The sequence below is a fragment of the Chryseobacterium sp. AC405b genome, from assembly GCF_979258685.1.
In genome coordinates, this window is record NZ_OZ409877.1 from 2,690,212 (window position 1) to 2,715,304 (window position 25,093).

The 25,093-nt window shown below is 34.8% G+C and carries 24 protein-coding genes; 11 read left to right on the forward strand and 13 right to left on the reverse strand.

What is annotated here, in order from left to right; genetic code table 11:
• Positions 1 to 271: 271 nt before the first annotated feature.
• Together ACZZZA_RS12855 and ACZZZA_RS12860 are read left to right on the forward strand one after the other, a co-directional pair.
• Complete coding sequence (locus ACZZZA_RS12855) at positions 272 to 2,284, forward strand: alkaline phosphatase PhoX (RefSeq protein WP_463432343.1); 2,013 nt, start codon at positions 272 to 274, stop codon at positions 2,282 to 2,284.
• 101 nt (positions 2,285 to 2,385) lie between these two features.
• Entirely contained in the window at positions 2,386 to 3,285 is a 900-nt protein-coding gene (locus ACZZZA_RS12860; protein ID WP_463432345.1) for a leucine-rich repeat domain-containing protein, read from the forward strand.
• A gap of 2 nt (positions 3,286 to 3,287) precedes the next feature.
• Here the strand turns inward: ACZZZA_RS12860 and ACZZZA_RS12865 are convergent, their stop codons facing one another.
• On the reverse strand, positions 3,288 to 3,611 hold the full coding sequence (locus ACZZZA_RS12865) for a translation initiation factor (protein ID WP_463432347.1): 324 nt from the start codon (positions 3,609 to 3,611) through the stop codon (positions 3,288 to 3,290).
• A 122-nt stretch (positions 3,612 to 3,733) separates the two neighbouring features.
• On the opposite strand from ACZZZA_RS12865, the gene gpmI reads away from it, so the two are divergent.
• From gpmI to ACZZZA_RS12890, 5 genes are all read left to right on the forward strand, one after another.
• Positions 3,734 to 5,275 carry a 2,3-bisphosphoglycerate-independent phosphoglycerate mutase gene (gpmI, locus tag ACZZZA_RS12870; protein WP_463432349.1) on the forward strand — a complete coding sequence of 514 codons (1,542 nt, stop codon included), beginning with the start codon at positions 3,734 to 3,736 and terminating at the stop codon, positions 5,273 to 5,275.
• A gap of 140 nt (positions 5,276 to 5,415) precedes the next feature.
• Positions 5,416 to 6,396, forward strand: coding sequence for an acyl-ACP desaturase (locus ACZZZA_RS12875; protein ID WP_463432351.1), 981 nt, complete (start codon positions 5,416 to 5,418; stop codon positions 6,394 to 6,396).
• 96 nt (positions 6,397 to 6,492) lie between these two features.
• Positions 6,493 to 6,924 (forward strand): BT0820 family HAD-type phosphatase, encoded by a 432-nt coding sequence (locus tag ACZZZA_RS12880; RefSeq protein ID WP_463432353.1) that lies wholly within the window; start codon positions 6,493 to 6,495, stop codon positions 6,922 to 6,924.
• Positions 6,925 to 7,079: 155 nt separating this feature from the next.
• A complete protein-coding gene (gene map / locus ACZZZA_RS12885) occupies positions 7,080 to 7,889 on the forward strand; it encodes a type I methionyl aminopeptidase (protein WP_463432355.1) in 810 nt (269 codons plus the stop codon).
• Between the two features lie 147 nt (positions 7,890 to 8,036).
• Positions 8,037 to 8,804: a class I SAM-dependent methyltransferase gene (locus ACZZZA_RS12890; RefSeq protein ID WP_463432357.1), complete on the forward strand. Its 768-nt coding sequence runs from the start codon at positions 8,037 to 8,039 to the stop codon at positions 8,802 to 8,804.
• Between the two features lie 48 nt (positions 8,805 to 8,852).
• Here the strand turns inward: ACZZZA_RS12890 and ACZZZA_RS12895 are convergent, their stop codons facing one another.
• Positions 8,853 to 9,572: a T9SS type A sorting domain-containing protein gene (locus ACZZZA_RS12895; RefSeq protein WP_463432359.1), complete on the reverse strand. Its 720-nt coding sequence runs from the start codon at positions 9,570 to 9,572 to the stop codon at positions 8,853 to 8,855.
• Between the two features lie 89 nt (positions 9,573 to 9,661).
• Positions 9,662 to 9,988: a DMT family transporter gene (locus ACZZZA_RS12900; protein ID WP_463432361.1), complete on the reverse strand. Its 327-nt coding sequence runs from the start codon at positions 9,986 to 9,988 to the stop codon at positions 9,662 to 9,664.
• A 126-nt stretch (positions 9,989 to 10,114) separates the two neighbouring features.
• Between ACZZZA_RS12900 and era the strand changes: the two genes are divergently transcribed.
• The 4 genes from era (at position 10,115) to ACZZZA_RS12920 (ending at position 14,779) form a co-directional block, all read left to right on the forward strand.
• Entirely contained in the window at positions 10,115 to 10,990 is an 876-nt protein-coding gene (gene era / locus ACZZZA_RS12905) for a GTPase Era (RefSeq protein WP_463432363.1), read from the forward strand.
• Positions 10,991 to 11,057: 67 nt separating this feature from the next.
• The gene (locus tag ACZZZA_RS12910) at positions 11,058 to 11,486 is read left to right on the forward strand and encodes a DoxX family protein (protein ID WP_463432365.1); all 429 of its coding nucleotides are present in this window, start codon (positions 11,058 to 11,060) and stop codon (positions 11,484 to 11,486) included.
• Positions 11,487 to 11,653: 167 nt separating this feature from the next.
• On the forward strand, positions 11,654 to 14,056 hold the full coding sequence (locus tag ACZZZA_RS12915; RefSeq protein ID WP_463432366.1) for an alpha/beta hydrolase family protein: 2,403 nt from the start codon (positions 11,654 to 11,656) through the stop codon (positions 14,054 to 14,056).
• A 150-nt stretch (positions 14,057 to 14,206) separates the two neighbouring features.
• Complete coding sequence (locus ACZZZA_RS12920; RefSeq protein ID WP_463432368.1) at positions 14,207 to 14,779, forward strand: Crp/Fnr family transcriptional regulator; 573 nt, start codon at positions 14,207 to 14,209, stop codon at positions 14,777 to 14,779.
• A gap of 349 nt (positions 14,780 to 15,128) precedes the next feature.
• Here the strand turns inward: ACZZZA_RS12920 and ACZZZA_RS12925 are convergent, their stop codons facing one another.
• From ACZZZA_RS12925 to ACZZZA_RS12970, 10 genes are all read right to left on the reverse strand, one after another.
• Positions 15,129 to 15,647, reverse strand: coding sequence for an N-acetyltransferase family protein (locus ACZZZA_RS12925; RefSeq protein ID WP_463432370.1), 519 nt, complete (start codon positions 15,645 to 15,647; stop codon positions 15,129 to 15,131).
• 14 nt (positions 15,648 to 15,661) lie between these two features.
• Positions 15,662 to 17,029 carry an MATE family efflux transporter gene (locus tag ACZZZA_RS12930; protein WP_463432372.1) on the reverse strand — a complete coding sequence of 456 codons (1,368 nt, stop codon included), beginning with the start codon at positions 17,027 to 17,029 and terminating at the stop codon, positions 15,662 to 15,664.
• A 71-nt stretch (positions 17,030 to 17,100) separates the two neighbouring features.
• Positions 17,101 to 18,285: a sigma-54-dependent transcriptional regulator gene (locus ACZZZA_RS12935; RefSeq protein WP_463432374.1), complete on the reverse strand. Its 1,185-nt coding sequence runs from the start codon at positions 18,283 to 18,285 to the stop codon at positions 17,101 to 17,103.
• A 57-nt stretch (positions 18,286 to 18,342) separates the two neighbouring features.
• Complete coding sequence (locus tag ACZZZA_RS12940) at positions 18,343 to 19,002, reverse strand: YggS family pyridoxal phosphate-dependent enzyme (RefSeq protein ID WP_463432376.1); 660 nt, start codon at positions 19,000 to 19,002, stop codon at positions 18,343 to 18,345.
• A gap of 167 nt (positions 19,003 to 19,169) precedes the next feature.
• Entirely contained in the window at positions 19,170 to 20,036 is an 867-nt protein-coding gene (locus tag ACZZZA_RS12945; RefSeq protein ID WP_463432378.1) for a polysaccharide deacetylase family protein, read from the reverse strand.
• Between the two features lie 116 nt (positions 20,037 to 20,152).
• Complete coding sequence (locus ACZZZA_RS12950) at positions 20,153 to 20,785, reverse strand: DUF72 domain-containing protein (RefSeq protein WP_463433778.1); 633 nt, start codon at positions 20,783 to 20,785, stop codon at positions 20,153 to 20,155.
• The gene (locus ACZZZA_RS12955) at positions 20,755 to 20,883 is read right to left on the reverse strand and encodes a hypothetical protein (protein WP_463432380.1); all 129 of its coding nucleotides are present in this window, start codon (positions 20,881 to 20,883) and stop codon (positions 20,755 to 20,757) included. Before ACZZZA_RS12955 ends, ACZZZA_RS12950 begins: the two co-directional genes overlap by 31 nt.
• 66 nt (positions 20,884 to 20,949) lie before the next feature.
• Entirely contained in the window at positions 20,950 to 23,682 is a 2,733-nt protein-coding gene (locus tag ACZZZA_RS12960) for a heavy metal translocating P-type ATPase (RefSeq protein WP_463432382.1), read from the reverse strand.
• A 169-nt stretch (positions 23,683 to 23,851) separates the two neighbouring features.
• Positions 23,852 to 24,412 carry a helix-turn-helix domain-containing protein gene (locus tag ACZZZA_RS12965; RefSeq protein ID WP_463432384.1) on the reverse strand — a complete coding sequence of 187 codons (561 nt, stop codon included), beginning with the start codon at positions 24,410 to 24,412 and terminating at the stop codon, positions 23,852 to 23,854.
• On the reverse strand, positions 24,409 to 24,804 hold the full coding sequence (locus ACZZZA_RS12970; protein ID WP_463432386.1) for an acyl-CoA thioesterase: 396 nt from the start codon (positions 24,802 to 24,804) through the stop codon (positions 24,409 to 24,411). Before ACZZZA_RS12970 ends, ACZZZA_RS12965 begins: the two co-directional genes overlap by 4 nt.
• Between the last annotated feature and the right edge of the window lie 289 nt (positions 24,805 to 25,093).

A 25,093-nucleotide genomic window follows, 5' to 3' on the forward strand; every position in this document is an offset into this window, starting at 1 on the left:
TAACAATAAGTTAATCCCCGTAACATTAGATTCGAGATTTATTAATATTCGGGAAGGTTTAATTAAAACCTTTTTAACAGAGGGCTCACCGCAATCTTATAGTTTTGCAATGTAAAAATAAAAGTATTAAAAGTGAAAACAAAACTATTCTCAATTGCAGCTCTCGCATTCATGATGAGCACTGCATTTCAAGCACAAACAACGATTTTTGGTCAAGGTTCTTCTTGGAAATACAATGACAATGACGTAGCTCTTGTCAGCACATGGAAAGATGCCAACTACGATACATCGGCATGGCCTTCCGGAATCTGAACCTTTGGGTTATGGTGATCCTGTAACAACATCTTTCGTTACAGGAATAGATACTGCTTATCTTACAAAAGATTTTACGGTAAACTTAGCTGATCTTACCGATACAATGGAATTTGGTGTAAGAAGAGATGACGGTATTATCGTTTATCTGAACGGGGTAGAAGTGATAAGAGACAATATGCCTGCAGGTGTGGTTTCTCACGGTGATTTTTCCAGCACTATAGTTGATGGTTCTGCTGAGACAACTTTCAATGTTTTTTCAATTCTTAAAAACAAATTTGTACAGGGTAATAACAGAATTTCAATCCAGTTGCACAATAGAAGTGCAACGAGTTCAGATTTAACAATTGATGCGTATCTTAAAACTACACCCGTTGTAACGCCTCCGATAACTACGACTTGTACAGGAACACACATCAGCTGTTTTACGTCAATCGTACCTACTTCACAGACTTCAAAATTAATTATTCCTGCTGAACACAGATTTCAATTAATCTTAAAAGAAGGTGATGCATATACAGAAGGTGGTGGTCTTGTAGGAGGTCAAAATGATTTCACAGGATATGTACCGAAAACTGCAAGCAGCACAAACGGATATCTTTCTGTAAATCATGAAACCAGTCCTGGTGGAGTGACGATGGCAGAAATCAATTACAACGCAACTACTAAACTTTGGGCATTAACCAAATCTAGAGGAGTTAGCTTCTCTGCAACAAGTTTGGTTCAGACTATCAGAAATTGTTCTGGTGGAGTTACACCTTGGGGAACAGTTGTTACTGCTGAAGAATCTGTAACAGGAAACGACACTAATGCGGATGGAAACCATGACTACGGATGGTTGGTAGAAATTAATCCTGCTACTGCACAGGTAATGTCTCACAATCCTTTAGGAACTCAGGATAAGCTTTGGCAAATGGGTAAGATGAACCATGAAAATGTGGTGGTCAACAATGCAGGAACAATAGCTTACTTCGGTGAAGATGGAGGTACAAACTTAGTGTACAAATATGTGATGGATACTCCAAACAATTTGACATCAGGAAACTTGTATGTTTTACAGCTAAATCAACCTCTTTCTGGTGGTAATCCTACAGGAACTACGGCAAACTGGGTTCAGGTTCCGAATAAATTAAAAGCAGATCAAAACAATACACAAGCACTCGCATTGTCTTTAGGCGGTACTGCATTCAACGGTGTTGAAGATATTGAAATCAGCCCGCTAGACGGAAAAGTTTACTTTGCAGCTAAAGGTCTAAACAAGGTTTACCGTTTACTGGATAATGGGACGACCGCTTCTCAGGTAGAAGTTTTCGTAGGTGGAGATACAACACAATATTCTTTCAATACAGCTCAGGGTATGAAAACTGAATTCTGGGGAGACGGAAATGATAACTTAACTTTTGATGAGCTGGGAAATCTTTGGGTACTTCAGGATGGTGGTAAAAACTATATCTGGGTAATTGCTCCGGATCATACTGCTGCAAATCCTAAAGTAAGATTATTCGCATCTATGCCTGCAGGTTCTGAGCCAACTGGTCTTACATTTACACCAGATCATAAATTCGGTTTCTTCTCTATTCAACATCCAAATTCTACAATCGATACAGATATTGATGCTACCGGAAACGTGATTGATTATAAAGGAAAATCTGCTACAATGGTGGTTGCCTTACAACAGTTTTTAGGCTCTTCAGCAGTTTTAGGTACAACAGAAATAATTAAAGAAACTGAAGTTACCGTTTCTCCTAATCCTACATCAGGAATAGTGAAAATCAACTCACCAAAAGCTTTGAAAAATCTTGAAATTACAGCATATACTATGGATGGTAAAATTGTTTACAGCAAGAAATTTACTGGCAGCAATACATCTTTAGAATTAGATTTTACAAATCAACTTCAGGTTTCAAGAGTTTTAATGCTAAACATTGAGGCTGAAGGATTCCAAAAAACCATGAAAATTCTTAAAAAATAATTACTGATTTTCTTTCTCAGCTGCCGGCAGTTTCTTTGCCGGTGGCTTTTTTATTTTTGTAAACTCGCCTAAAAATAAATTTTATAATAGATTTTTGTTAAATGAAAAAACTGATTTTAATCTTCACTTTCTTATCTGTTGGTACAATAAAAGCACAAATTGACCCCATAAAGTATCCTACATTTACCAATATGGAAGATGCGTTGAAAAGCGACAAACCGGTTTACAGTATGAGTTTCAGAGAAAAAGCACTATTTAATATACCTTCTGATCTTACAAAGATGAAATCTCTTTTTTTTCTAAATCTCATGGCGAATAATTTAGAAAAAATGGAAGCCGGAATTTTTGAACTAAAAGATTTAGAAATTCTAAATATGAATTCTAACAGTATAAAATTTATCCCAAACGATATTGGTAAACTGAAAAACCTGAAGGTTTTTTCAATGAATTTGAACAGTTTAACAACTATAAATCATAATCTCACAAAACTTCAGAAACTAAAAACAGTTCATTTTGATGCCAATAATCTGAATGTTTTCCCTGAAGCTTTAATAGAAATTCCAACTTTGGAAGAGATAAATCTCAGCAGCAATCAAATCAGTTTTGTTGCTCAAGATTTAAATAAGATTAAAAATTTAAGCTATTTAAATCTTGCATCAAACCAAATCAATGATCTTACGAAAGTGAAGTTTCCTAAGAAATTAAAATATGTAGAACTTCAACAAAATATGCTGGTAAGACTTCCTGATGATTTATTCAAATCTGAAAATCTGGAATTTTTGAATGCGAGCGATAATCATCTGAAAGAAATTTCGCCAAAAGTAAAAGGTTTAAAGGATGTTGTCAGCATGAATCTGGCAAATAATCAACTCACAGATCTTCCAAAAGAATTTCAGGAACTGAAAAATCTTAGAACATTAATTCTTAAAGGAAATCCTATCGAAAAATCAACTGTAGAAAAGTTGAAAAAATTAATGCCTCAAACGCAGATATATTTTTAGGATTATCCGCCGACTCTTTTTGTTTTAAATCCCATATTCTTTAAAATATCCATTATTTTATCCCGGTTATCCCCTTGAATGATAATGGTTCCGTCTTTTTCAGAACCACCGATTCCCAATGTGGTTTTTATTTTCTTTGAAATTTTCTTTAAATCATCCTCACTGCCTTCCCAACCTTCTACAATCGTTACAGGCTTTCCGTTTCTTCCTTTCTTTTCAAACTTACAAACCAGCGGTTCATTCTGTTTAAATTCTTCTTGGGGCATCTGAAAATCCTGCTCTTCGTGTTCAGGAAAAAGGTTTTTAAGTTGGTCACGTAAATCCATACCGCAAAATTAATAAAATATTTGTTTGACAAAGAAGAAGTTTTTTAATTAAAATTTAAGTCTTTCAAATTCTTCAATTCATTTCTAAATCAATAAATTTGTTTGTAAAAAATAAATTTAGAATGTCAAAAAAAGCAATACTGGCAATACTTGACGGATGGGGTTTAGGTCAAAACCCTGAAGTTTCTGCATTAGCTCAGGCAAACACACCATTTATAGATAGCTGCTATCAAAAATATCCACACACAACATTAGAAGCAAGTGGTCTTGCGGTAGGTCTTCCGTTAGGACAAATGGGAAACTCGGAAGTAGGACACATGAATTTGGGTGCAGGAAGAGTAGTTTATCAAAATCTGGTAAAACTCAATATGGCGGTTGAGAATGGAACTTTGGGTCATGAAGAAGTCATTCAGGAAGCTTTCGCTTATGCTAAAACAGAGAATAAAAATGTTCATTTCATCGGATTGGTTTCCAATGGCGGAGTACATTCACATATCAATCATTTAAAAGGATTATTAACCGCTGCAAGTGAATTTGGTTTGCACGAAAACGTCTACGTTCATGCCTTTACAGATGGTAGAGATTGCGATCCTCATTCCGGATTAGGTTTTATTGAGGAACTTCAGGATCACATGAGAACAACCACCGGAGCATTGGCAACGGTAATCGGAAGATATTTTGCAATGGACAGAGACAGACGTTGGGAACGTGTAAAACTGGCGTATGACGCAATGGTGAGCGGAATCGGACACAGAACTATGGATGCAGCATCTGTGATTCAGAATTCTTATCATGAAGGAGTTACCGATGAGTTTATCAAACCCATTATTTTAGTAAAAGATACACAGATTGGAAACGAAGTTCCGGTAGGGAAAATTGTGGATAATGATGTAGTGATTTGCTTCAATTTCCGAACAGACAGAGGCAGAGAAATTACCGAGGTTCTTTGTCAGCATGATATGCCCGAATATTTCATGCGAAAACTAAATCTTCATTATGTTACTTTGACCAATTATGACAAAACGTATGAGAATGTAAAAGTGGTTTTTGATGAAGATGTATTAAGAGAAACGATGGGTGAAATTCTTGAAAGAAATGGAAAAAGCCAAATCAGAATTGCTGAAACAGAAAAATATCCGCACGTTACTTTTTTCTTTTCGGGAGGTCGTGAAGAGCAGTTTGAGGGGGAAAGAAGATTGTTGTGTCCTAGTCCGAAAGACGTTCCGACCTATGATTTAAAACCTGAAATGTCTGCTTACGAAATCACGAATGCCATTCTTCCTGAATTACAAAACGAAACGGCTGATTTTATCTGTTTGAATTTTGCCAATACAGATATGGTGGGTCATACAGGAGTTTTTGAAGCAGCCGTGAAAGCAGCTGAAACGGTAGATCAGTGCATCGAAAAAGTTGCAACCACAGCGTATGAGCACGGTTATGCTGTTTTTATTTTAGCTGACCACGGAAATTCTGATGTGATGATCAATGCAGACGGATCACCAAATACACAGCATTCAACCAATTTAGTTCCGTTAATTGTGATGGATAAAGACCGTCAGTGGAATTTAAAACCCGGAAAACTAGGCGATATGGCTCCTACAATTCTTTCGGTAATGGGTGTTGAAATTCCTGCAATCATGACAGGTGAAATCTTAACCAGCTAATAATTAAAATATTATTATACAATACTATTGTTTTATTCAAATAACGGTATGATTTATGTCAGACCTATTATGACAAGCATAGAACGATATGCTACAAATAGTAAAATATTAATATATTTGCAATTCATAAACGTATCAAAATGTACAACAAGCTCGTAAGGAAAGAGGTAATGGGTATTTTGGAAAAGGAAGTAGGTTCTTTTCTTGAAAGATTTTTAACTCCAATTGAAAAAATCTGGCAGCCGTCAGATTTTCTTCCGGATCCTTCAAGTGATGATTTCAAATACGATCTGGATGAAATTCAGACATTCGCCCGGGAAATGCCTTACGATTTGTTCGTAACATTGATTGGTGATTGTATCACTGAGGAAGCTTTACCATCTTATGAATCTTGGTTAATGGGTGTTGATGGTATCAATCAGGAAGACAATAGAGTTGGCTGGGCAAACTGGATCAGATCTTGGACGGGTGAAGAAAACAGACATGGAGATTTACTGAACAAATATCTTTATCTCTGTGGAAGAGTGAACATGAGACAGGTTGAGATCACTACACAATATTTAATCAGTGATGGTTTCGATATCGGTACAAGTATGGATCCTTACAGAAACTTCGTCTATACAAGCTTTCAGGAAACAGCGACCAATATTTCTCACAGAAGAGTAGGTACTTTAGCAAAACAATCTGGCAATACAAAACTGGCTAAAATGTGTGCAGTAATTGCCGCAGATGAAGCAAGACACGCCAAAGCATATAAGCACTTTGTAGCAAAGATTCTAGAACTTGATCCTTCAGAAATGATCTTGGCATTTGAAGATATGATGCGTAAAAAAATTGTAATGCCTGCACATATGATGAGACAGTCTGGTCAAAAAGCTGGTGAACTTTGGGGACATTTTTCAGATGCAGCGCAAAGATGTATGGTTTATACAGGTCAGGATTATATCAATATCATGAAAGATTTGTTAGATGAATGGAAAATCGAACACGTAACAGGTCTTACTGAAAAAGCAGAGAAGGCTCAGGAATATTTAATGAAGCTTCCTTCAAGATTACAAAAAATCACAGACAGAGTTTCTACTCCGGATTTACAATTTGAGTTTAGCTGGGTAAAGCAATAAAATTTCAATTTAATAGTAAATTATAATTCAGAGTGTCGGATGTTTTTTCGACACTCTTTTTTTATTTATTATCTTTGCCAGGCTAAAAAGAACAAAATGATTAGTAATAAAAAAATTGCAGTAGATTTTGACGGAACAATCGTTGACGATGCATATCCCGGAATAGGAAAGACAAAAATTTTCGCATTTGAAACTTTAAAAAAATTGCAGGCTCAAGGTTACAGATTGATACTCTGGACGTACAGACACGGCAAAACCCTTGATGAAGCGGTAGAATTCTGTAAAAAAAACGGAATCGAGTTTTATGCAATTAATTCTAGCTTTGAGGGAGAAGTTTTTGACAGCGAAACTCAATCCAGAAAACTCGATGCAGATTGGTTTATTGATGACAGAAATTTGGGAGGCTTTCCGGGATGGGGAGAAATCTATAATATTATTAACGATAGAATTGAGTTCCGTGTTGAAGGCAAAGAAGTTTTAGCCTATTCAAAACTAAAAAAAGAAAAGAAAAAAGGTTTATTCTGGTAAGATTTAAGAAATTAGAAGTTAGATATTAGAAATTAGTTTTTAAATCAGCTTTTAATTTTAAAATTTTAATCAGAAAATATTAGATGTTATGAAAAAAATGCTAGAAGCTTTTAATCTAATTTTTAACATCTAAGTTCTAATATCTAAACAAAACAATGATTCAATTAAAAACAATAGACGAAATTCGTCTTATGAGAGAAAGTGCTCAGCTGGTTTCCAGAACATTAGGAATGTTGGCGAAAGAAATCAAACCTGGGATTACTACTTTATATTTAGATAAATTAGCTCACGATTTTATCAAAGATCATGGCGCAGAACCGGCATTTTTAGGATACGGAGGTTTTCCGTATTCATTATGTATTTCACCTAATGAGCAAGTTGTGCATGGTTTCCCGAATAAAGAAGAAATCAAAGAGGGTGATGTACTTTCTGTCGATTGCGGAGCTATTTTGAATGGTTTCGTAGGCGATCACGCTTATACTTTTGAGATTGGTGAAGTAAAACCTGAGATCAAAAAACTACTCAAGGTTACTAAAGAATCTTTGTACAAAGGCATTGAACAATGTGTGAGAGGAAAAAGAATAGGAGATATTTCTCATGCTATCCAGTCACATTGTGAGAAGCAAGGCTATGGTGTCGTAAGAGAATTGGTAGGTCATGGTTTAGGCAGAAAAATGCACGAAGAACCCAACGTTCCCAACTACGGAAGACAGGGCAGTGGTAAAATCATTAAAGATGGTTTAACGATTGCCATCGAGCCAATGGTCAATATGGGAACTGAAAAAGTGAAATTCCACAATGATGGTTGGACGGTAACTACCTTAGATAATCTTACTTCAGCACATTTTGAACATGATGTTGCGGTTGTAAACGGTAAACCTGTTTTACTTTCTACATTCAAGTATGTTAACGAAGCTTTAGGCATTGAAAGTGACGATGAAAAGCCATTTCAATTTGATTTTTAGATGCTTTGAAAGGATGAAGACTTGAAGTGTAGATAAAAAATATTGCAATTAACAAAATAATAAGGCGCGCAGCGCCGATATGTTGGACACAACATCATCAATAACTACCAACATATTGCTGCTTCGCAGCTTTTTATAAAATAAAAAGTGAAAAAACTTACTAAGCTTTTGCTAAATAAAATCCCTCGTCCGATGCTTATTCAGATGAGTGTTTGGGCGCGTCCTTTAATTTACCAGTTTTTTAAAGGAGATCAGTTTTTCGACCCGATTGATGGAAGGTCTTACCGGAAATTTCTACCGTACGGTTACGGAAAACAAAGGGAAAACGCTTTATCACCGGGAACTTTAAGCTTAGAGAGACACCGTCAAATGTGGTTATATCTTCAGAACGAAACCGATTTTTTCATTAAAAATGCCAAAGTTCTGCACATTGCTCCTGAACAGGAATTTCTTAGAAAGTTTAAAAGAATGAGCAATCTCAATTATATTTCGGCAGATTTGTATTCGCCGATTGTAGATGTGAAAGCTGATATATTAGATTTGCCTTTTGAGAACGAAAGTTTTGATGTGATTTTCTGTAATCATGTTTTAGAACATATTGAAGATGATGCAAAAGCAATGAGCGAGTTGTATCGTGTTTTGAAACCGGGAGGATGGGGAATTATTCAGGTGCCGATGAAAAACTCTTTGGAGAAAACCTATGAAGATTTTACCATAAAAGATCCGAAAGAACGTCAGAAACATTTCGGGCAGTACGATCATGTTCGCTGGTACGGAATGGATTATTTTGACCGTCTGAGAAAAGCGGGTTTCGAAACTGAACCTAATTTCTACTCAAAACAGTTCAGCGACGCTGAAATTTTAAAATACGGACTCAATCACAACGAAATTTTACCTGTTGTTTATAAAAAATAAAAAACGTCTTCAATTTTGAAGACGTTTTTTTATAAGCAAAATTGTAAATTAATCTTTTATAAAAAACTCAGGTTTCAAATTTTCAATCATCAGAATATATTGGCCTTTTTGAAAATGACTTACATCGATCTTAATTGATTTTCCCGAAGTCAGAGTTTCATAAACCAGTTTTCCTGAAGTTTCATAGATCTTGAGATTCAAATTTCTTTCAATATTCTCAATAATCAAAAAATCTTTTGAAGGATTTGGGAACATTTTGAAATTCTTTTTCAGCACATCTTCTTTTGTACCAAGTATCGAATTGTTGTAAAATATTTGCGTTCCCGATGTCGGGTTTGTAATTATTAATGTTTTTGATGTTCCGTTATTTATAATTTGATAATTGTATAATGTTCCTGCCGGAACAGGTACAGAAGGATTCCCAATATAAAAGTCGCAGTTCTTTTGGTCAAAACCTTGTACAGCAGTCATATTTGTTCCCCAATAATCAGCCAATGTACATCCTCCGCCATTTTTTGTGAAATTGCTGAGTGTTGGCGAAAAAGTAATATTCGATGTTGCCGTATTAAAATATTTGGAAGTAAAAACGTATTCGGAGCCATTTTGCAAAAACATTGAAGCCGGAGTACTAAAATTCATTGCAGGAGTGGTTACGCTTTGACCATTAGTGATTATTTGCGAAATGTACCAACTGTTGTTAAAAAGTTCAGCACTTTGTGCAAAAACAAGATGACTCGAAAAGGTTAAAATGAATAAAGATTTTTTCATGGAAAATTTTATTTAAAGATATTAAATAAAAAGAATCTACAGATGGTGATATGCGTTAAATTTAATTGATACGTTTTTTATTTTAAAAATTAATGAGAAACAGCTTTCAGACCGATAACAGAACCAATCAATGTACAGATAAAGAACATTCGCCAGAAACTTACAGGGTCTTTAAAAACAAGAATACCCATTAGAACGGTTCCTACAGCACCAATTCCCGTCCAGACGGCATAAGCTGTTCCTATAGGAAGTGTTTGTGTTGCTTTAATTAATAAAAGCATACTGATGGTAAGACAAACTAAAAATCCTCCAAACCAAAGATACATTGTCGTTCCTGAGGTTTCTTTTACTTTTCCTAAACAAGAAGCGAAGCCCACTTCAAACAGTCCTGCAATAATTAAAATAATCCAATTCATAACCAAATAATCTTTAAAATTTATCCTAAACGGTAAAATTATGTCTTTTAAATGTAATATTGAAGAAAGTCAATTTTTGTTTTACTAACTTTGCAAATCGTAATAAAAGCGACTTAATTTTTTTATATGCATAAAGCAGGATTTGTAAATATTGTTGGAAAGCCAAACGCCGGAAAATCAACCCTTTTAAATGAATTAATGGGTGAGAAACTGGCAATTGTTACCCAGAAGGCACAGACAACCAGACATAGAATTTTTGGAATTTATAATGAAGAAGATTTACAGATCGTATTTTCTGACACTCCGGGAGTTTTAGATCCAAAATACGGTTTACAGGAAAAAATGATGGATTTTGTGAAAGATTCTTTACAGGATGCAGACGTTTTTCTTTTCATTGTAGATGTTACGGATAAATCTGAACAATCAGAATTTTTAATTGAAAAATTAAACAAAATCCCGGTTCCGGTTTTATTATTATTAAATAAAATTGATCAGACTAATCAGGAAGGTCTTGAAAAGATAGCTACCGAATGGCACGAAAGAATTCCTAAAGCCGAGATTCTTCCTATTTCTGCATTAAAGGCTTTCAACACAGATATTATTTTACCAAAATTAAAATCTATGTTACCGGAAAGTCCGGCGTACTACGATAAAGATATGTACACCGATAAGCCGGAAAGATTTTTTGTAAACGAAGCGATTCGTGAGAAAATTCTTTTGAATTATGACAAAGAAATTCCTTATTCTGTGGAAGTTGTGACTGAAATGTTCAAAGAAAACGAAGGAATTATTTTCATTGATTCAATTATTTATGTGGAAAGAGATACCCAGAAAGGAATCATAATCGGACATAAAGGAGAGGCTATCAAAAAAGTAGGAACAGAAGCAAGAATAGATCTGGAGAAGTTTTTTTCTAAAAAAATACATTTGAATCTGTTTGTAAAAGTGAAAAAAGACTGGAGAAAGAACGACAGAGATCTGAAGAATTTCGGGTACAGATAGACTAAAAAGTCAATATACATCGTTGTATCAAAAGATTTTATTATCTTTAAACTAAATTTTTAATTTAATGGGCTACTTAAATTCAAAAACTAATCCCATCATTATAGACATCGTTTTGTGTATTGTGAGATTATTTGTAGGTTTTGCCATGCTTTCTCACGGTTTTCCGAAACTTCAGCAATTATTGAATGGAGGCGAAATTCAGTTCTACGATTTCATAGGATTGGAACTGAAGATTTCTTTAATACTGACTGTATTTGCAGAATTTGTCTGTTCAATTTTCATCATCTTAGGTCTTTTCACAAGAATTGCCGGCGGATTTTTACTGTTCACGATGGGAATTGCAGCATTCGTAGTTCATGGTTCAGACCCTTTTGATAAAAGAGAAATGAGTTTATTGTATCTTTCAGTGTATGCACTCATCATCACATTCGGGGCAGGAAAGTTCTCTATAGATCATATGATAGAAAAGAGAAGAAGGGCATCAGAATGGTAAACTTTATTTTAAATATATACAAAGCGGTAATTTATTGCCGCTTTTTTTGTGATTGAATGTCTGGTGAATGATCATATCAATTATTTTATGAGAGTATTTTGTTTTGTATAGGTTGTCCCTTTTGTGGTTAAATACTTTTCATTAAATTCGTATCAAATCAAAAAGTAATGAAGATCAAATTAACCATTTGTTTATTGGCGTTTCTCAATTTTTACGAAGCACAGGAAAATATTTCTTACCAAAAGCCTTCTGCGGAAATTTTAAAACTCGCAGATTATGACAGACCACCAAGTGTTTTAACCAATTCCAAAAAAGACTGGGTTGTTTTTGTATACCGTCCGACCTACAAAACATTGGATGATCTTAATCAGCAGGAAATGAAACTGGGTGGTTTGAGAATCAATCCGGTAACTAATATTTCAAGTTCAACATCATATTCTTACAATCTGAAAGTGAGAAAGATGAATGACAAAATGGAAATTCAGGTAAAAGGTCTGCCGACAAATCCTAAAATCACCAATACTTCCTTTTCACCTGATGAGAAAAAATTAGCTTTCACAAACACTACCGATAAAGGAGTTGAACTTTGGGTTGTTGATCTTGAAACCGCAACAGCAAAAAAGATAACTAAAGATAATCTGAATGCCAATTTAGGAAATCCTTACACCTGGATAAAAGATTCTCAGAGTTTCCTGATTAAAGTTCTTCCCGATAACAGAGGTAGATTAACAGATTCTTCAAAAGATCTTCCTACAGGCCCTATTGTTTCTACAGCTGACGGAAAAGTTTCTCAGAACAGAACGTATCAGGATTTGCTTAAAAATCCGCAGGATGAAAAGAATTTTGAAATCCTTACGGCGTCTGAATTATATAATGTTGATTTAAACGGAAATTTAAAAAAGATAAAAGATCAGGATTTATATAGCGGAATCAGCTATTCTCCAGACGGAAATTATCTGATGTTGACCACTGTTAAAAAACCTTTTTCATACATCGTTCCTTTGAGCAGATTTCCTATGACCACAACGGTTTATGATGCTAAAGGAAATACGGTAAAAGTTGTGAACGAAATTCCGTTAAATGAAATAATGCCGAAAGGATTTTCATCTGTACGCACCGGGAAAAGAGACATGAGCTGGAGAGCCGATCAGCCTGCCACTTTAGTTTATGCTGAAGCACTGGATGGAGGAGATCAGTCGAAAACAGTGGATTTCAGAGATGAAATTTTCACATGGGAAGCACCGTTTACTGCACAGCCGAGATCTTTCTTCAAAACTAAACAGCGCTATGAAGGGACGAGCTGGACGAATAATCATTACGCAATCGTTTCCGAAGGTTGGTATGATACCCGAAATACAAAATCTTATCTGGTAGATTTAAATGACGGAAAATCGCAGATCATAGAAGATAGAAATTACCAGGACGTTTACAGCGATCCGGGAACTTTTAATACCACTAAAAATAATTTCGGAAGATATGTTTTAGATATGAAAAATGACAAAGCTTATCTCATCGGTGCCGGATTTACCAAAGAAGGTCAACATCCATTCATAGATGAAATGGACATGAAATCTTTAAAAAAGAAAAGACTCTACATGTCTAATCTCAAAGGTGCCAAAGAAGAAATAATCGATATCATCAATCCCGCAAAAGGAGAGGTATTAATGATTCAGCAGTCTGCAAGTCAGTACCCGAATTATTTCAAGAAAAATATTAAAAACAATAAAACTGAAGCGATAACCAATTTTGCGAATCCTTTTGAAAGCATTAAAGATGTTTACAAAGAAGTGATTACTTATAAAAGAAATGATGGTGTTACTTTAACAGGAACACTTTATTTACCAGCGAACTATGACAGAAAAGCGAAAAAAGAAAAACTTCCTTTGTTGATCTGGGCATATCCTACAGAATATAAAGATAAAAACACGGCAGGTCAGAATACGCAAAACCCGAACGACTTTACATTCCCATACTACGGTTCGTTTGTGTATTGGACAGCCAAAGGGTATGCCGTGCTTGATGATGCCGCATTCCCGATCATCGGTGAAGGAAAAACAGAACCGAACGACACCTTCATTCCACAGTTGGTTGCCAATGGAAAAGCTGCCATTGATGCAGTAGATCAGTTGGGATATATTGACAGAAATAAAGTGGCTGTTGGCGGACATTCGTACGGTGCATTTATGACTGCCAATCTTTTGACACATTCTAAAGATTATGCCTGCGGAATTGCAAGAAGTGGTGCCTACAACAGAACTTTAACACCTTTTGGTTTCCAGAGCGAACAGAGAAATTATTGGGATGTTCCTGAAATTTACAATACGATGTCACCATTTATGAATGCGGATAAGATGAAAACACCATTGCTGCTGATTCACGGTGATGCAGACAACAACCCGGGAACATTTACTTTACAGACCGAAAGATATTTCCAGGCTTTGAAAAATTTGGGAGCTCCCGTGAAAATGGTTCTTTTACCAAAAGAATCTCATGGTTATGCTGCAAAAGAAAACATTTTGCATTTGCTTTGGGAACAGGATCAGTTTTTGGAGAAATGTCTGAAAAAATAATGACTGAAACTCGTTCGAAAGAACGAGTTTTTTTATGGAAGATATATGAGAATAATTCACATTATGTTCACGTTAGTTTTTGTAATTTTCAAGGACAAAATTCACTACAAATATTAGATTCCGAAAGGTTATCTTTCTCACAAAAAAGTTATGTTAAAAACAAACCAACCATTTTTAGATTATTTAGAAAAAATATATAATAATCAGGAGAACAAAGGTAATATCATTGTAGATTCTTTTGAAAAAGGAGAAAAAATATTGACCCAAAACGAAGTTTCTACTAAGATCATGCTCATTAAAAGTGGAATTACAAAATGCTTTTTCACAGAAAAAAATGATCAGGAATACATCGTGGAATTCCTTGGTAAAGGAGAGATTGTCGGCGAAATAGAGGTGATGAAGAATGTTCCGTGTATCTGTAGTATAGAGGCTATCACAGAAGTTACAGTTTTTTCAATGACGATCCCGTACTTTCAGTCATTGATTAAAAGCAATATTGATTTAAACAATTTATTGCTTGATGTTTTTGCTGAACGTATTGTTAATACTTCAAACCGATCATCTTATCAGCAGCTTCATTCAACAGAACATACTTTGTCTCAACTTCTCGAGCTTAAAGCGAAGGAAATGAAGATTTCAAAAAAAGACATGGCGGCTTATCTGGGAACTACCGTCAGAAGTCTGAACAAAGCTTTGAAAGACTTTAAGGAAAAGATGGTGTGATTTAATGATTATACAGGGTATCTTCATTTCCTAAATAAAAATTATCTTAGAAATGCTTAAAATGACAAAACCTCGTTCATATTGAGCGAGTTTTTTTATTTACTTTTTAATGAGCTGATAATTTCCTGCAATTGCTGGATCATCTTATCCTTGTCTTTCAGTCTCTCTTCGTATATAGATTCTATCTTTTCTGTTTTGTCTTTGTTTTCCTGATATAGAAGTCGGTCTACCGTAAGTTTGGTTTCGTTCTTTTCTCATAATAATTTCCAAAATATATTTAAGAATTTTTTACCGCTAATCAGATCGCTTTTATTTTTGCTAATTATATTTATTGCTATGAAATGATTTTTCACAATACAAATTTCATCATAATATCCGTCTGCTCTTCGTTTCCAAACTTAAAAATATGCTTGTCAAATTCCACAAAACCATTTTTCTTATAAAACTGTATGGCTCTTGGGTTCTCCTCCCAAACGCCCAGCCAAACATAACGGGCATTTTTTTCTTTGGCAATTTCTAAAGCTTTGTCGTAAAGAATTTGTCCGACCTTTTTACCGTGAAAATCTTTTGAGACATAGATTCTTTCGATTTCTAAAGCATCACTGTCCTGTAACTCTGTTTGTGCATTACCGATATTTACTTTTAAATAGCCAATCACTTTATCTTCTGAGAGAGCAAAGAAAAATTCTGAACCTTCGTTTTGAATTTCAGCAGTAAGTTTGTCAACCGTAAACCCTTCCTTCATGTATTTCGCCATATTTTCTTCCGTGTTGTGCGGGGAGAACGTATCGAAGAAGGTCTGTTCTGCAATGGTCTGAAGCTCTTTGATGTCATTCAGACTGACTTTTTTAATGATTATATTTTCCATGTAATCCAATTAAGTTAAATGGATGAATCCTGTTTAATTCTTCTCGCAGACATATCGAGAAAACGTTTCACCAACATAAATGCTGAAATCGTTAATCCCAATCCAAGCGCAATCCACATTCCGAAAGCGCCCATTTTTAAAGTTACACAGAGAAAATATCCTAACGGAATTGTAATCAGCCAATACGCAATAAATGTAATGATCGAAGGGATTTTCACATCCTGTAAACCTCTCAACATTCCCAAAGCAGTCACCTGAATGCCGTCTGAAAGCTGGAATAGCGCTGCGATAATCATGAGTTTTGAAGCCAACATAATCACTTCAACTTCTTCCGGTTTTGTAAAAAATGTAGGGAGAATATTTCTTCCTAAGATGAAAATGATTCCACAAAGACACATGAAGAGAAATGCGATTTTTAAATTGTTGATGCCTATTTTTCTTAGTTCCACAAAGTTTTGTTCGCCCAGTTTTCTACCGATCATCACCGTAGATGCTACACTGAAACCTATACATAAGTTAAAAGTAAAAGATGCCATGCTCAATGCAATTTGATGAGAAGCGATATCGTGAGCCGAAATTAATCCACAGATAAATGCTGCTCCTGCAAAAGCAGTTACCTCAAAGAACATCTGCAAAGCGGTAGGAAAACCTAATCGTATCATTTTTTCAAACATATTCTTAGAGAAAACCTGCATTTTTAATGAAAATTCTTTGACGTATAATCTGGTTTTAGGTTCTTTCATTAAAACAAAATAAAGGAAAACCACCATGAAAATTCTTGCAATCAAACTTGCCAAAGCCGAACCTTTTACACCCATTTCAGGGAAGATCCACAGTCCTTTGATCAAAACATAATTCAAAACAATATTGATGACGTTGGCGATAATCGTTGCTTTTGTAACTCCGATCGTGTATGATAATCCTTCGGAAACCTCTCTCAAAGTCTGAAATGCCATAAAAGGAACAATGCTGATTGCCATAATCCATAAAAAATCTACCGTATCAGGAATGATTTTCTCAGGCTGACCCGAATGATAGAGTAGCGGTAATCCTAAAAATAAGACCAGCATCAAAATAACTCCCACGGTCATATTGATCACAAAACCATGGCTGAAAACTGAATTGATGGTTTTATGATCATTCTGAGAGTGCGCTTCTGAAACCAATGGCGGAATGGCAAAAGAAAAACCCAGTGCCAAAACAAACATGGAGAAAAATACCGCATTCCCCAAAGAAACAGACGCCAACGCATCTGCACCCAATAATTTCCCTACAATAATGTTGTCGAAGAGGTTAACAGAGACTTGGCCGACTTGTGTAAGCATGACCGGAAGTGCCAATGCAAGGGCTTCTTTCGTGTAATTTTTATTTAAAAAACTCATAATTGATGACAAAAAAAATTTGCAGTATAGTTACTGCAAATTTTTATTTTATATTTTAATTAATAATTAAATTATTTTCTCACAAAACTTGCAACATCCTTTTCGGAAACCGTAGTTCCTCCAAGAATAATTAATCTCTCCACAACATTTCTCAACTCTCTGATATTTCCTGTCCATGACAGGGCTTTCAACGCATCAATCGCAGAGTCGTCAAATTTTTTCAGAGCAGTACCGTGTTCGTCAGAGATCAATCCTGAAAAGTGATCGACCAACAGCTTGATGTCTTCTTTTCTCTCATCCAAAGGCGGAACGTAGATCTCGATAACAGACAATCTGTGATACAAATCTTCTCTGAATCTTCCTGCTTCAATCTCAACTGCCATATTTTTGTTGGTTGCTGCAAGCACTCTTACATCAACTTTTATTTCTTTATCGCTTCCTACCGGAGAAACTTTGCTCTCCTGTAAAGCTCTTAAAACTTTAGCCTGAGCAATTAAACTCATATCACCGATTTCATCTAAGAAAATAGTTCCGCAGTTAGCCTGTTCAAATTTACCCTGCTTATCTTTAATGGCACCGGTAAAAGATCCTTTTACATGACCAAAAAGTTCAGATTCTATCAGTTCGGAAGGGATTGCAGCACAATTTACCTCTACCATTGGACCTCTTGATCTCTCGCTTAAATTATGAATCGCATGAGCAACCAATTCTTTACCTGCACCATTAGGACCTGTAATCAAAACTCTTGCGTCAGAAACTGCCACTTTTTCAATCATCTCCTGAATTTTCTTTAGTGGAGCAGATTCACCGATCATCTGATATTTTTTGCTTACTTTTTTCTTAAGCGTTTTATTTTCGGTCTGCAGATTTTTATTTTCCTTTTTTAATGTCTCTTTCACCAAAGCATTTTTTACACTGGTAATCAAACGGTTAATGTCAATTGGTTTAGAGATGAAATCATAAGCACCGTCTCGCAGGCAAGCCACCGCAGAATCAATATCTGCATGACCGGAAATCATGATAAAAGTGGTTTCAGGTTTTAATGCTAAACTTTGTTTAAGAAGTTCTGTACCAGACATTTTGGGCATCTTAATATCAGAAATCACGAGAGCAAAATCTTCTTTTTCGATTTGTTTGTAACCTTCAAGACCATCCTCGGCAATTACAAATTCATAATCAGCAAGTTCGTCCGAAAGAATGCTGTGTAGCACTCCGGATATTGCTTTTTCGTCTTCTACTATCAGTATTTTTAGCATAGTTGCAAATTTAGGTAAATTTTGCGTGATTTGCATCAAAAACCATTCCCAAATATATTATATAGAATAATCTCTTCGCCCGAAAATTGCTGAACCAACGCGTACAGAATTGGCTCCACACTCTATGGCAAGAGGAAAGTCGTCACTCATTCCCATTGAAAGGGTTTCTAATTTTTGGGTCTGACTTAAATCATCAAAAAGACTTTTTAATTTTTTAAATTCCGATTTCACCTGATTTTGATCATCAGTGAACGTTGCCATTCCCATTAATCCTGTAATCTTTACGTTTGGAAATTCACCGGAAATAAATTTTTGAAATAAATTCACCGTTTCTTCTATTTCCAAACCGAATTTAGTTTCTTCCTCTGCAATTTTTACCTGAAGAAGAACTTTGATTTTTCGGTTGTGCTTTCCTGCTTCTTTATTGATTTCGTTTAAAAGCTTTTCAGAATCAACACTTTGAATGGTGTCAATAAATTCTGCAATGTATTTTACTTTATTCGTCTGAAGATGCCCGATCAAATGCCACTGAATATCTTTCGGAAGTACAGGGTATTTTTCAATCAATTCCTGAACCTTGTTTTCACCAAAAACTTTCTGTCCCAAATCATATACTTCCTGAATCGCTGAAACAGGATGTGTTTTAGAAACCACTACCAATTCAACTGTCGACGGAAGTTGATTTTTTATTATGTTGTAATTTTCCTGAATACTCATGGATGCAAATTTCTGAAATTTCGAAAAGAAAAACTATTAAATTCTGGAATACTTTGGGAAGAGAAGTTTTATGAAAAAATTATTCCACAGATCCCACAGATTTTCACAGACATGTCTTATATTTTTAATTACACAAAACCATCTGTGAAATCTGTGGGAGATTACGTTTAATTCAAAACCTCATTGATTTTCGGATATTCTGAAATTTTCCTGAATACGAAACGATTGGTTTTCTGTAGTTTTTCAATAAATAGATCAAGTTCGTTAACAGAATCTGCATCTGTAAGATACTGGTCATGCGTGAGAAATACCAAATGTCTTGAAGTTTTTTCTAAGTCATTGTAAAATATACTGTCCACTTTTTTGAGCATTGCCTGATGATTATCTTTGAGTTGCATTTTATGGGTGGGCTTCCATTCTAAATCCCAACCGATTATTTTATAGCCTGCTGTTTTTAATACATTCGCAGCTTCGTCTGAAGTTTTGATGTCGGTACTTGTAATGTTATTAAGTCTCCAGATATTTCTTCCCGGAGTTCTTGCTATTTTATTCAGCAATTTTAAACTGTCTTTTGCCGTATCAAAATCATGAATTACAGCCGCAGGATTCTTGTAGAAATCTGTGTATCTGTTATGAGCATGGGTGTGGCTGTGATTGGCTAATTCTATCAACCTGTCTCTCCTCAAAGATTCAAGGTCATCTTTTTGTTTTTTGCTGCCATTAGCATGTTGTCCTACTAAAAATGCGGTTGCACAAACATTTCTTTTATGAAGGATTTTAAGAAGATTTTCAGTTCCACGATTGGGACCGTCATCAAAAGTGAGATAAATTACTCTTTTGTCTGAAATAATATCTTCATCATTTGATTGTAAATTTTGCTTTGCGACGGGAGGATCTTTGGAGATGATCTTTTCAGATGCTTTCATGTCTTTTTTCTGATTACAACTCGTAAAGAAAATTGATGTTGCGCTTATTACTGCAATCATCCCTAGAAAAGTCCCGTTAAAAGACTTTTCCGCAAAGGTTTTTTTCATAAAAAATGTCGGATATTAAATTGTTAAAAAAATGTTAAATTCTATTTTTACAATTAGCAAATTTAATACCAATATTTGTGAAAAAAAATGATGATTTAATTAAATTTTAATGATAATTATTTAGACAATATTTTTTGAAGATACAATCCGTTTTTAATAGCAGATATTCCCCAGGTATTGTTGAAAAATATGAATGTTTTTCTGTCTGAAATTTTGATTGTATCAGCTAAATCATTTAAAAATTCATCTGAATATTCTGATTTATACAGAATGGGTTTTCCGTGAAGTCTGTAATAAAGAAAATCATCAGAATTGAGAATCACTTCTTCCGGAAGGTTTCCCGGGAAGCTTACGCCGGAAAAAATAATTTTGTTGTCTTTCAATGTCTTGAGAATTTCATCAGTCCACCACGATTCATGACGAAATTCGATAACGTTTAAAAAGCTAAAATCAATATTTTCCAAAATAAGTTTCAAATGTTGATCGGTATTTTTAAAAGATGGCGGAAACTGGTATAAAAATCCGGAAAGTTTTTCTTTTAAATGGGTATGAATATGATCACAGAAATCACTGATTTCTTCTTTGCAGTTTTCAAGACTTTTATCATGTGAAATAGCCTTTGGTATTTTAATAAAAAACTTAAAATCATCAGGAGTTTCATCAAACCATTTTTGAAGTGTTTTTGCGGTAGGTTTTCTGTAAAAAGTTGAGTTAATTTCTACCGCATTGAATTGTTGAGAATACAGTATAAGAAAGTCTTTACTTTTTGCATCTTCAGGATACAGCGAACCCTTCCAATCATTGTTGTAAAAGCCGGAACAACCAATGTAGAGATTTTTTTTTTCATGTCAGATTTTAACATTTTAAGTTTAGTAAAAGCTGTGAAATATTATCTTTTTTGATGGCTCAAGTTTTATTTAATATTTAAATCCACAGAATTTAATCTTAATGAATTTAAAATTACCGATAATGAACTGATGCTCATTGCAGCTGCTGCTATCATCGGAGACAGCAAAATTCCAAAAAACGGATACAACAATCCTGCCGCAATCGGTATTCCCAGAACATTATAAATAAATGCAAAGAACAGATTCTCTTTAATGTTTTTTAGAAGTTTTTCGCTCAGAATTTTAGCTTTGGCAACTCCCATAAAATCACCTTTTAATAAAGTTATTTCAGCAGTTTCGATGGCAATATCGGTACCTGTTCCCATCGCAATTCCGATGTTTGCCTGTGCCAAAGCAGGGGAGTCGTTAATTCCGTCACCGGTCATGGCTACGATTTTTCCTTGTTGCTGCAGTTTTTTTACTTCATTTAATTTATCCTCAGGAAGACAATTTGCTCTAAATTGTTTAATTCCCAGTGTATCTGCAACGGCTTTTGCCGTGTCTTCATTGTCGCCTGTCATCATAACGACATCAATTCCGTCATTGATCAATAATTCAACTGCTCTTTTTGAGCTTGCTTTAATTTTGTCGGTGAAGCTTAAAAATCCTAAGACTTCATTTTCCTGTGCAACATAAGAAATGGTGTGCGCTTTTGATTGGGTTTCAATGGCTTTCTGTTTTAAAATTTCAGGAATCTGAATTTGATTTGAAGTCAGAAGGTTTTCATTACCTAGATAAACTGTTTTTCCGTTAATGATTCCTTTTACACCTTTTCCTGAAATGTTCTCAAACTGACTTACTTTTTCAGCAGAAATATTTTTTTCTTTAGCTTTTTTAATGACCGCATTGGATAATGGGTGTTCAGAATTTTGGTTTAACGAATAGGCCAGTTTTAAAATTAAATTTTGATCATTACTTACAGTTTCAATAGCCTCAAGAGAAGGTTTGCCTTCGGTTAAAGTCCCTGTTTTATCGGTAATTAGAACGTTTACTTTATTCATTTGTTCAAGTGCTTCGGCATTCTTAATTAAAATACCGTTCTTCGCACCCTTTCCGATTCCCACCATTAAAGACATCGGTGTTGCAAGTCCTAAAGCACATGGACACGCCACAATAAGAACAGCAACTGCATTTACAAAAGCAAACAGACTTTTTTTACCTTCAGGACCAAAAAATTGCCATAAAATAAATGTAACTACCGCAACAAAAATAACAGTCGGAACAAAAACTTTTGCCACTTTATCAGTCAGTTTCTGAATCGGAGCACGGCTTCGGCTTGCGTCGTTCACCATTTTAATGATTTTTGAAAGCAAAGTTTCGTCGCCCACTTTTTCAGCTTTCATAATGAAAACCTGGTTTCCGTTGATGGTTCCTGAACTTACCTTATCATCCAGGTTTTTTTCAACAGGAATGGGTTCGCCGGTGATCATACTTTCGTCAATCACAGAATTTCCTTCCGTAATTTTTCCGTCGACAGGAATTTTTTCGCCCGGTTTTACTTTTAATAAATCTCCAATTTTTATTTCGGATAATGGAACTTTTTTTTCCTCACCATTTACTATTAAATTGGCCTCATCCGGAGAAAGACTCATCAGTTCTTTGATGGCATTTCCTGTTCTTTTGTGAGCGGCAGCTTCCATAAGCTGACCTAGGATCACTAAAGTAATAATCACGCAAACCGCTTCAAAATACAATGGGCTTTCATGACTGTGACCTCGAATTTCGTGAGGAATAATATCCGGGAAAAGCAAAGCAATAATGCTAAACAAAAACGCAGCTGAAACACCTAAAGCAATCAGACTGAACATATTTAAGTTCCAGGTTTTGAAAGAAATAAAACCTCTTTTCATCAAAAACCAACCGGAATAGAACAGAACGGGAATTGTTAAGATAAATTCAATATAACCTTGAATTTGATGTGAAAAAGGAAAGTCAATCAACATTCCGCCCATTGACAAAATGAAAACAGGAATTGTGAATGCTAATGAAGTGATGAATTTTCTCTTTAAAATATTGAATGTTTCATCTTCTTCGCTATTGCCATTTTTATCGGGATATTTTACGAGATCCATCCCGCAGACCGGGCAGCCAACATTGGAATCATACGTTTTATCTCCCTCACAAAACATTGGGCAATAATATTTTCCCGCCATATCATCAGTAACTTTTGGAGCTTCATGATGTTGATGAAAATGTGAATGATTTGTAACGGAATTTTTAACCAGATCTTCTGTGATCTCTTCAAGATGCATATGGCAAACCGGGCAATCGCCTTTTTCATCATAAATTTTATCGCTCTCGCAGAACATCGGACAGTAATAATCACCGATATGATCTTTAAAATTTTCGGGTAAATTGGTTTTGGAAAAAGCAGGTTTGAAGTTCGGGTCTTTTGCCAGTTTTTCCTCAATAGGAACTAAAAACATATGGCAAACCGGGCATCTTTCACCTTGTTTAAAATATACTTTTTCGCCTTCACATTCCATCGGGCAATAGTAAACCGAAGATGGGGAAACTCTATCTTGTGGCTTTAGAAAAGTTTTTTCGGGATGATTGGGATCTTCCAATTTGTAATTTCCTATTTCTTCTAAAGCTGTGTTTAATTTTTCTAAATTAATTTCTTTATCAGAATTGACGGTTGCTGTGTTGCTTTCTAAATTGACATCAGCTTTTATATTTTCCAGACTATTAAGTTTTTCTGAAATTTTCTTCTGACAACCTGAACAGGTCATCCCAAATATTTTAAACTGCTGTTGCATGATTTTTAAATTTATTCAACAAATTTCCAAAATGAATATGGAAGACTGTTATAAATTTAAGGATAATAGTTATAGAATTTGGTGTTTTTCGTGAGAGAGAGAGAACCGGAGAGTTTGAGTGAAAGAAAGTTTAAGGATTACGAGAATCTAAACTCTAAACTCTAAACTCTCACACTTGATCCAGAGGTTTTCTGTCCAAGACTTTAAGTTTTTTAAACTCAGTAGGAGTGTGGCCTGTAGTAGTTTTAAATTGGGATGAAAGATGCTGTACACTTTTGTAGCCCATATGTCCTGCAATTTCGGTCAGCGTAAAATCGTTATTGAAAAGCAGTTCTTTTACTTTTTCAATTTTCTGAAGAATATAATATTGTTCTAAGGTAATATTTTCGTTTTGTGAAAACACCTTTGATATGGCACTATAATCTTTGTGAAGTGCATCGCTAAGAAAATTAGACAATATAAAGTTTTCGTCAGTATCTAATCTTCCAACTTTTAAAACAATCAGGTTTTTAATTTTCTCAATCAGTTGATGTGCAGAATCTTTAATTCTTTCAAAGCCAATTTCTTCAAGCCTTTTCTCAATATCAAAAAGTTGATTTTCTGGAATTTCAGACTCGGTCTCAACTTCACCTAATGTGATGGCTTTTATCTTAATTTCCTCTTTTTCAAAAATATTTGCCACAGCAGAAATACAGCGGTCACAAACCATATTTTTTACTGAAATTTTCATAACGGATTGCTCAGTCTGTCTTTTACAAATTCTACTTTTGTTTTTCCGTGTGGCTTAGGATTTCCGTCTTCATCAAGATTTACCATTACGATTTTTTCAACGGTAATGATGGTTTGGTGGGTCATTTTATTTCGTACAGCACATTTTAAAGTAAGTGAAGTTGATCCGAAAGCCGAAACCTCGATACCAATTTCGATGATGTCACCTTGTTTTGCAGAACTTACGAAATTAATCTCTGAAATATATTTGGTGACCACCTTTTTATTTTCAAGCTGAATTACAGCATATAGGGCAGCTTCCTCATCAATCCATTGCAGAAGTTTTCCTCCGAAAAGTGATTGGTTAGGGTTTAAGTCTTCAGGTTTTACCCATTTTCTGGTATGATAATTCATATTATAGATGATTAAAAATACAAATTTAAGGTTTAAAACTGGATAATTGAATTTAATGGAAATTATAGCCATATTAAAGACTTTGTTGATGTTATTATAGCAGAATTGCCTAATTGTTTTGATCTTTAAATGGCAGTTTACGACCGCAATGACTTGATTTATACAGGCATTTTATTAATTGAATGTTAAATTTGATATAATCGATGAAATACTTCAAAAAATGTTTTGATATATTTAATTTAATTGTATCTTGCAAGCGTTTATATTAGGAATCAATATCATGTTCATT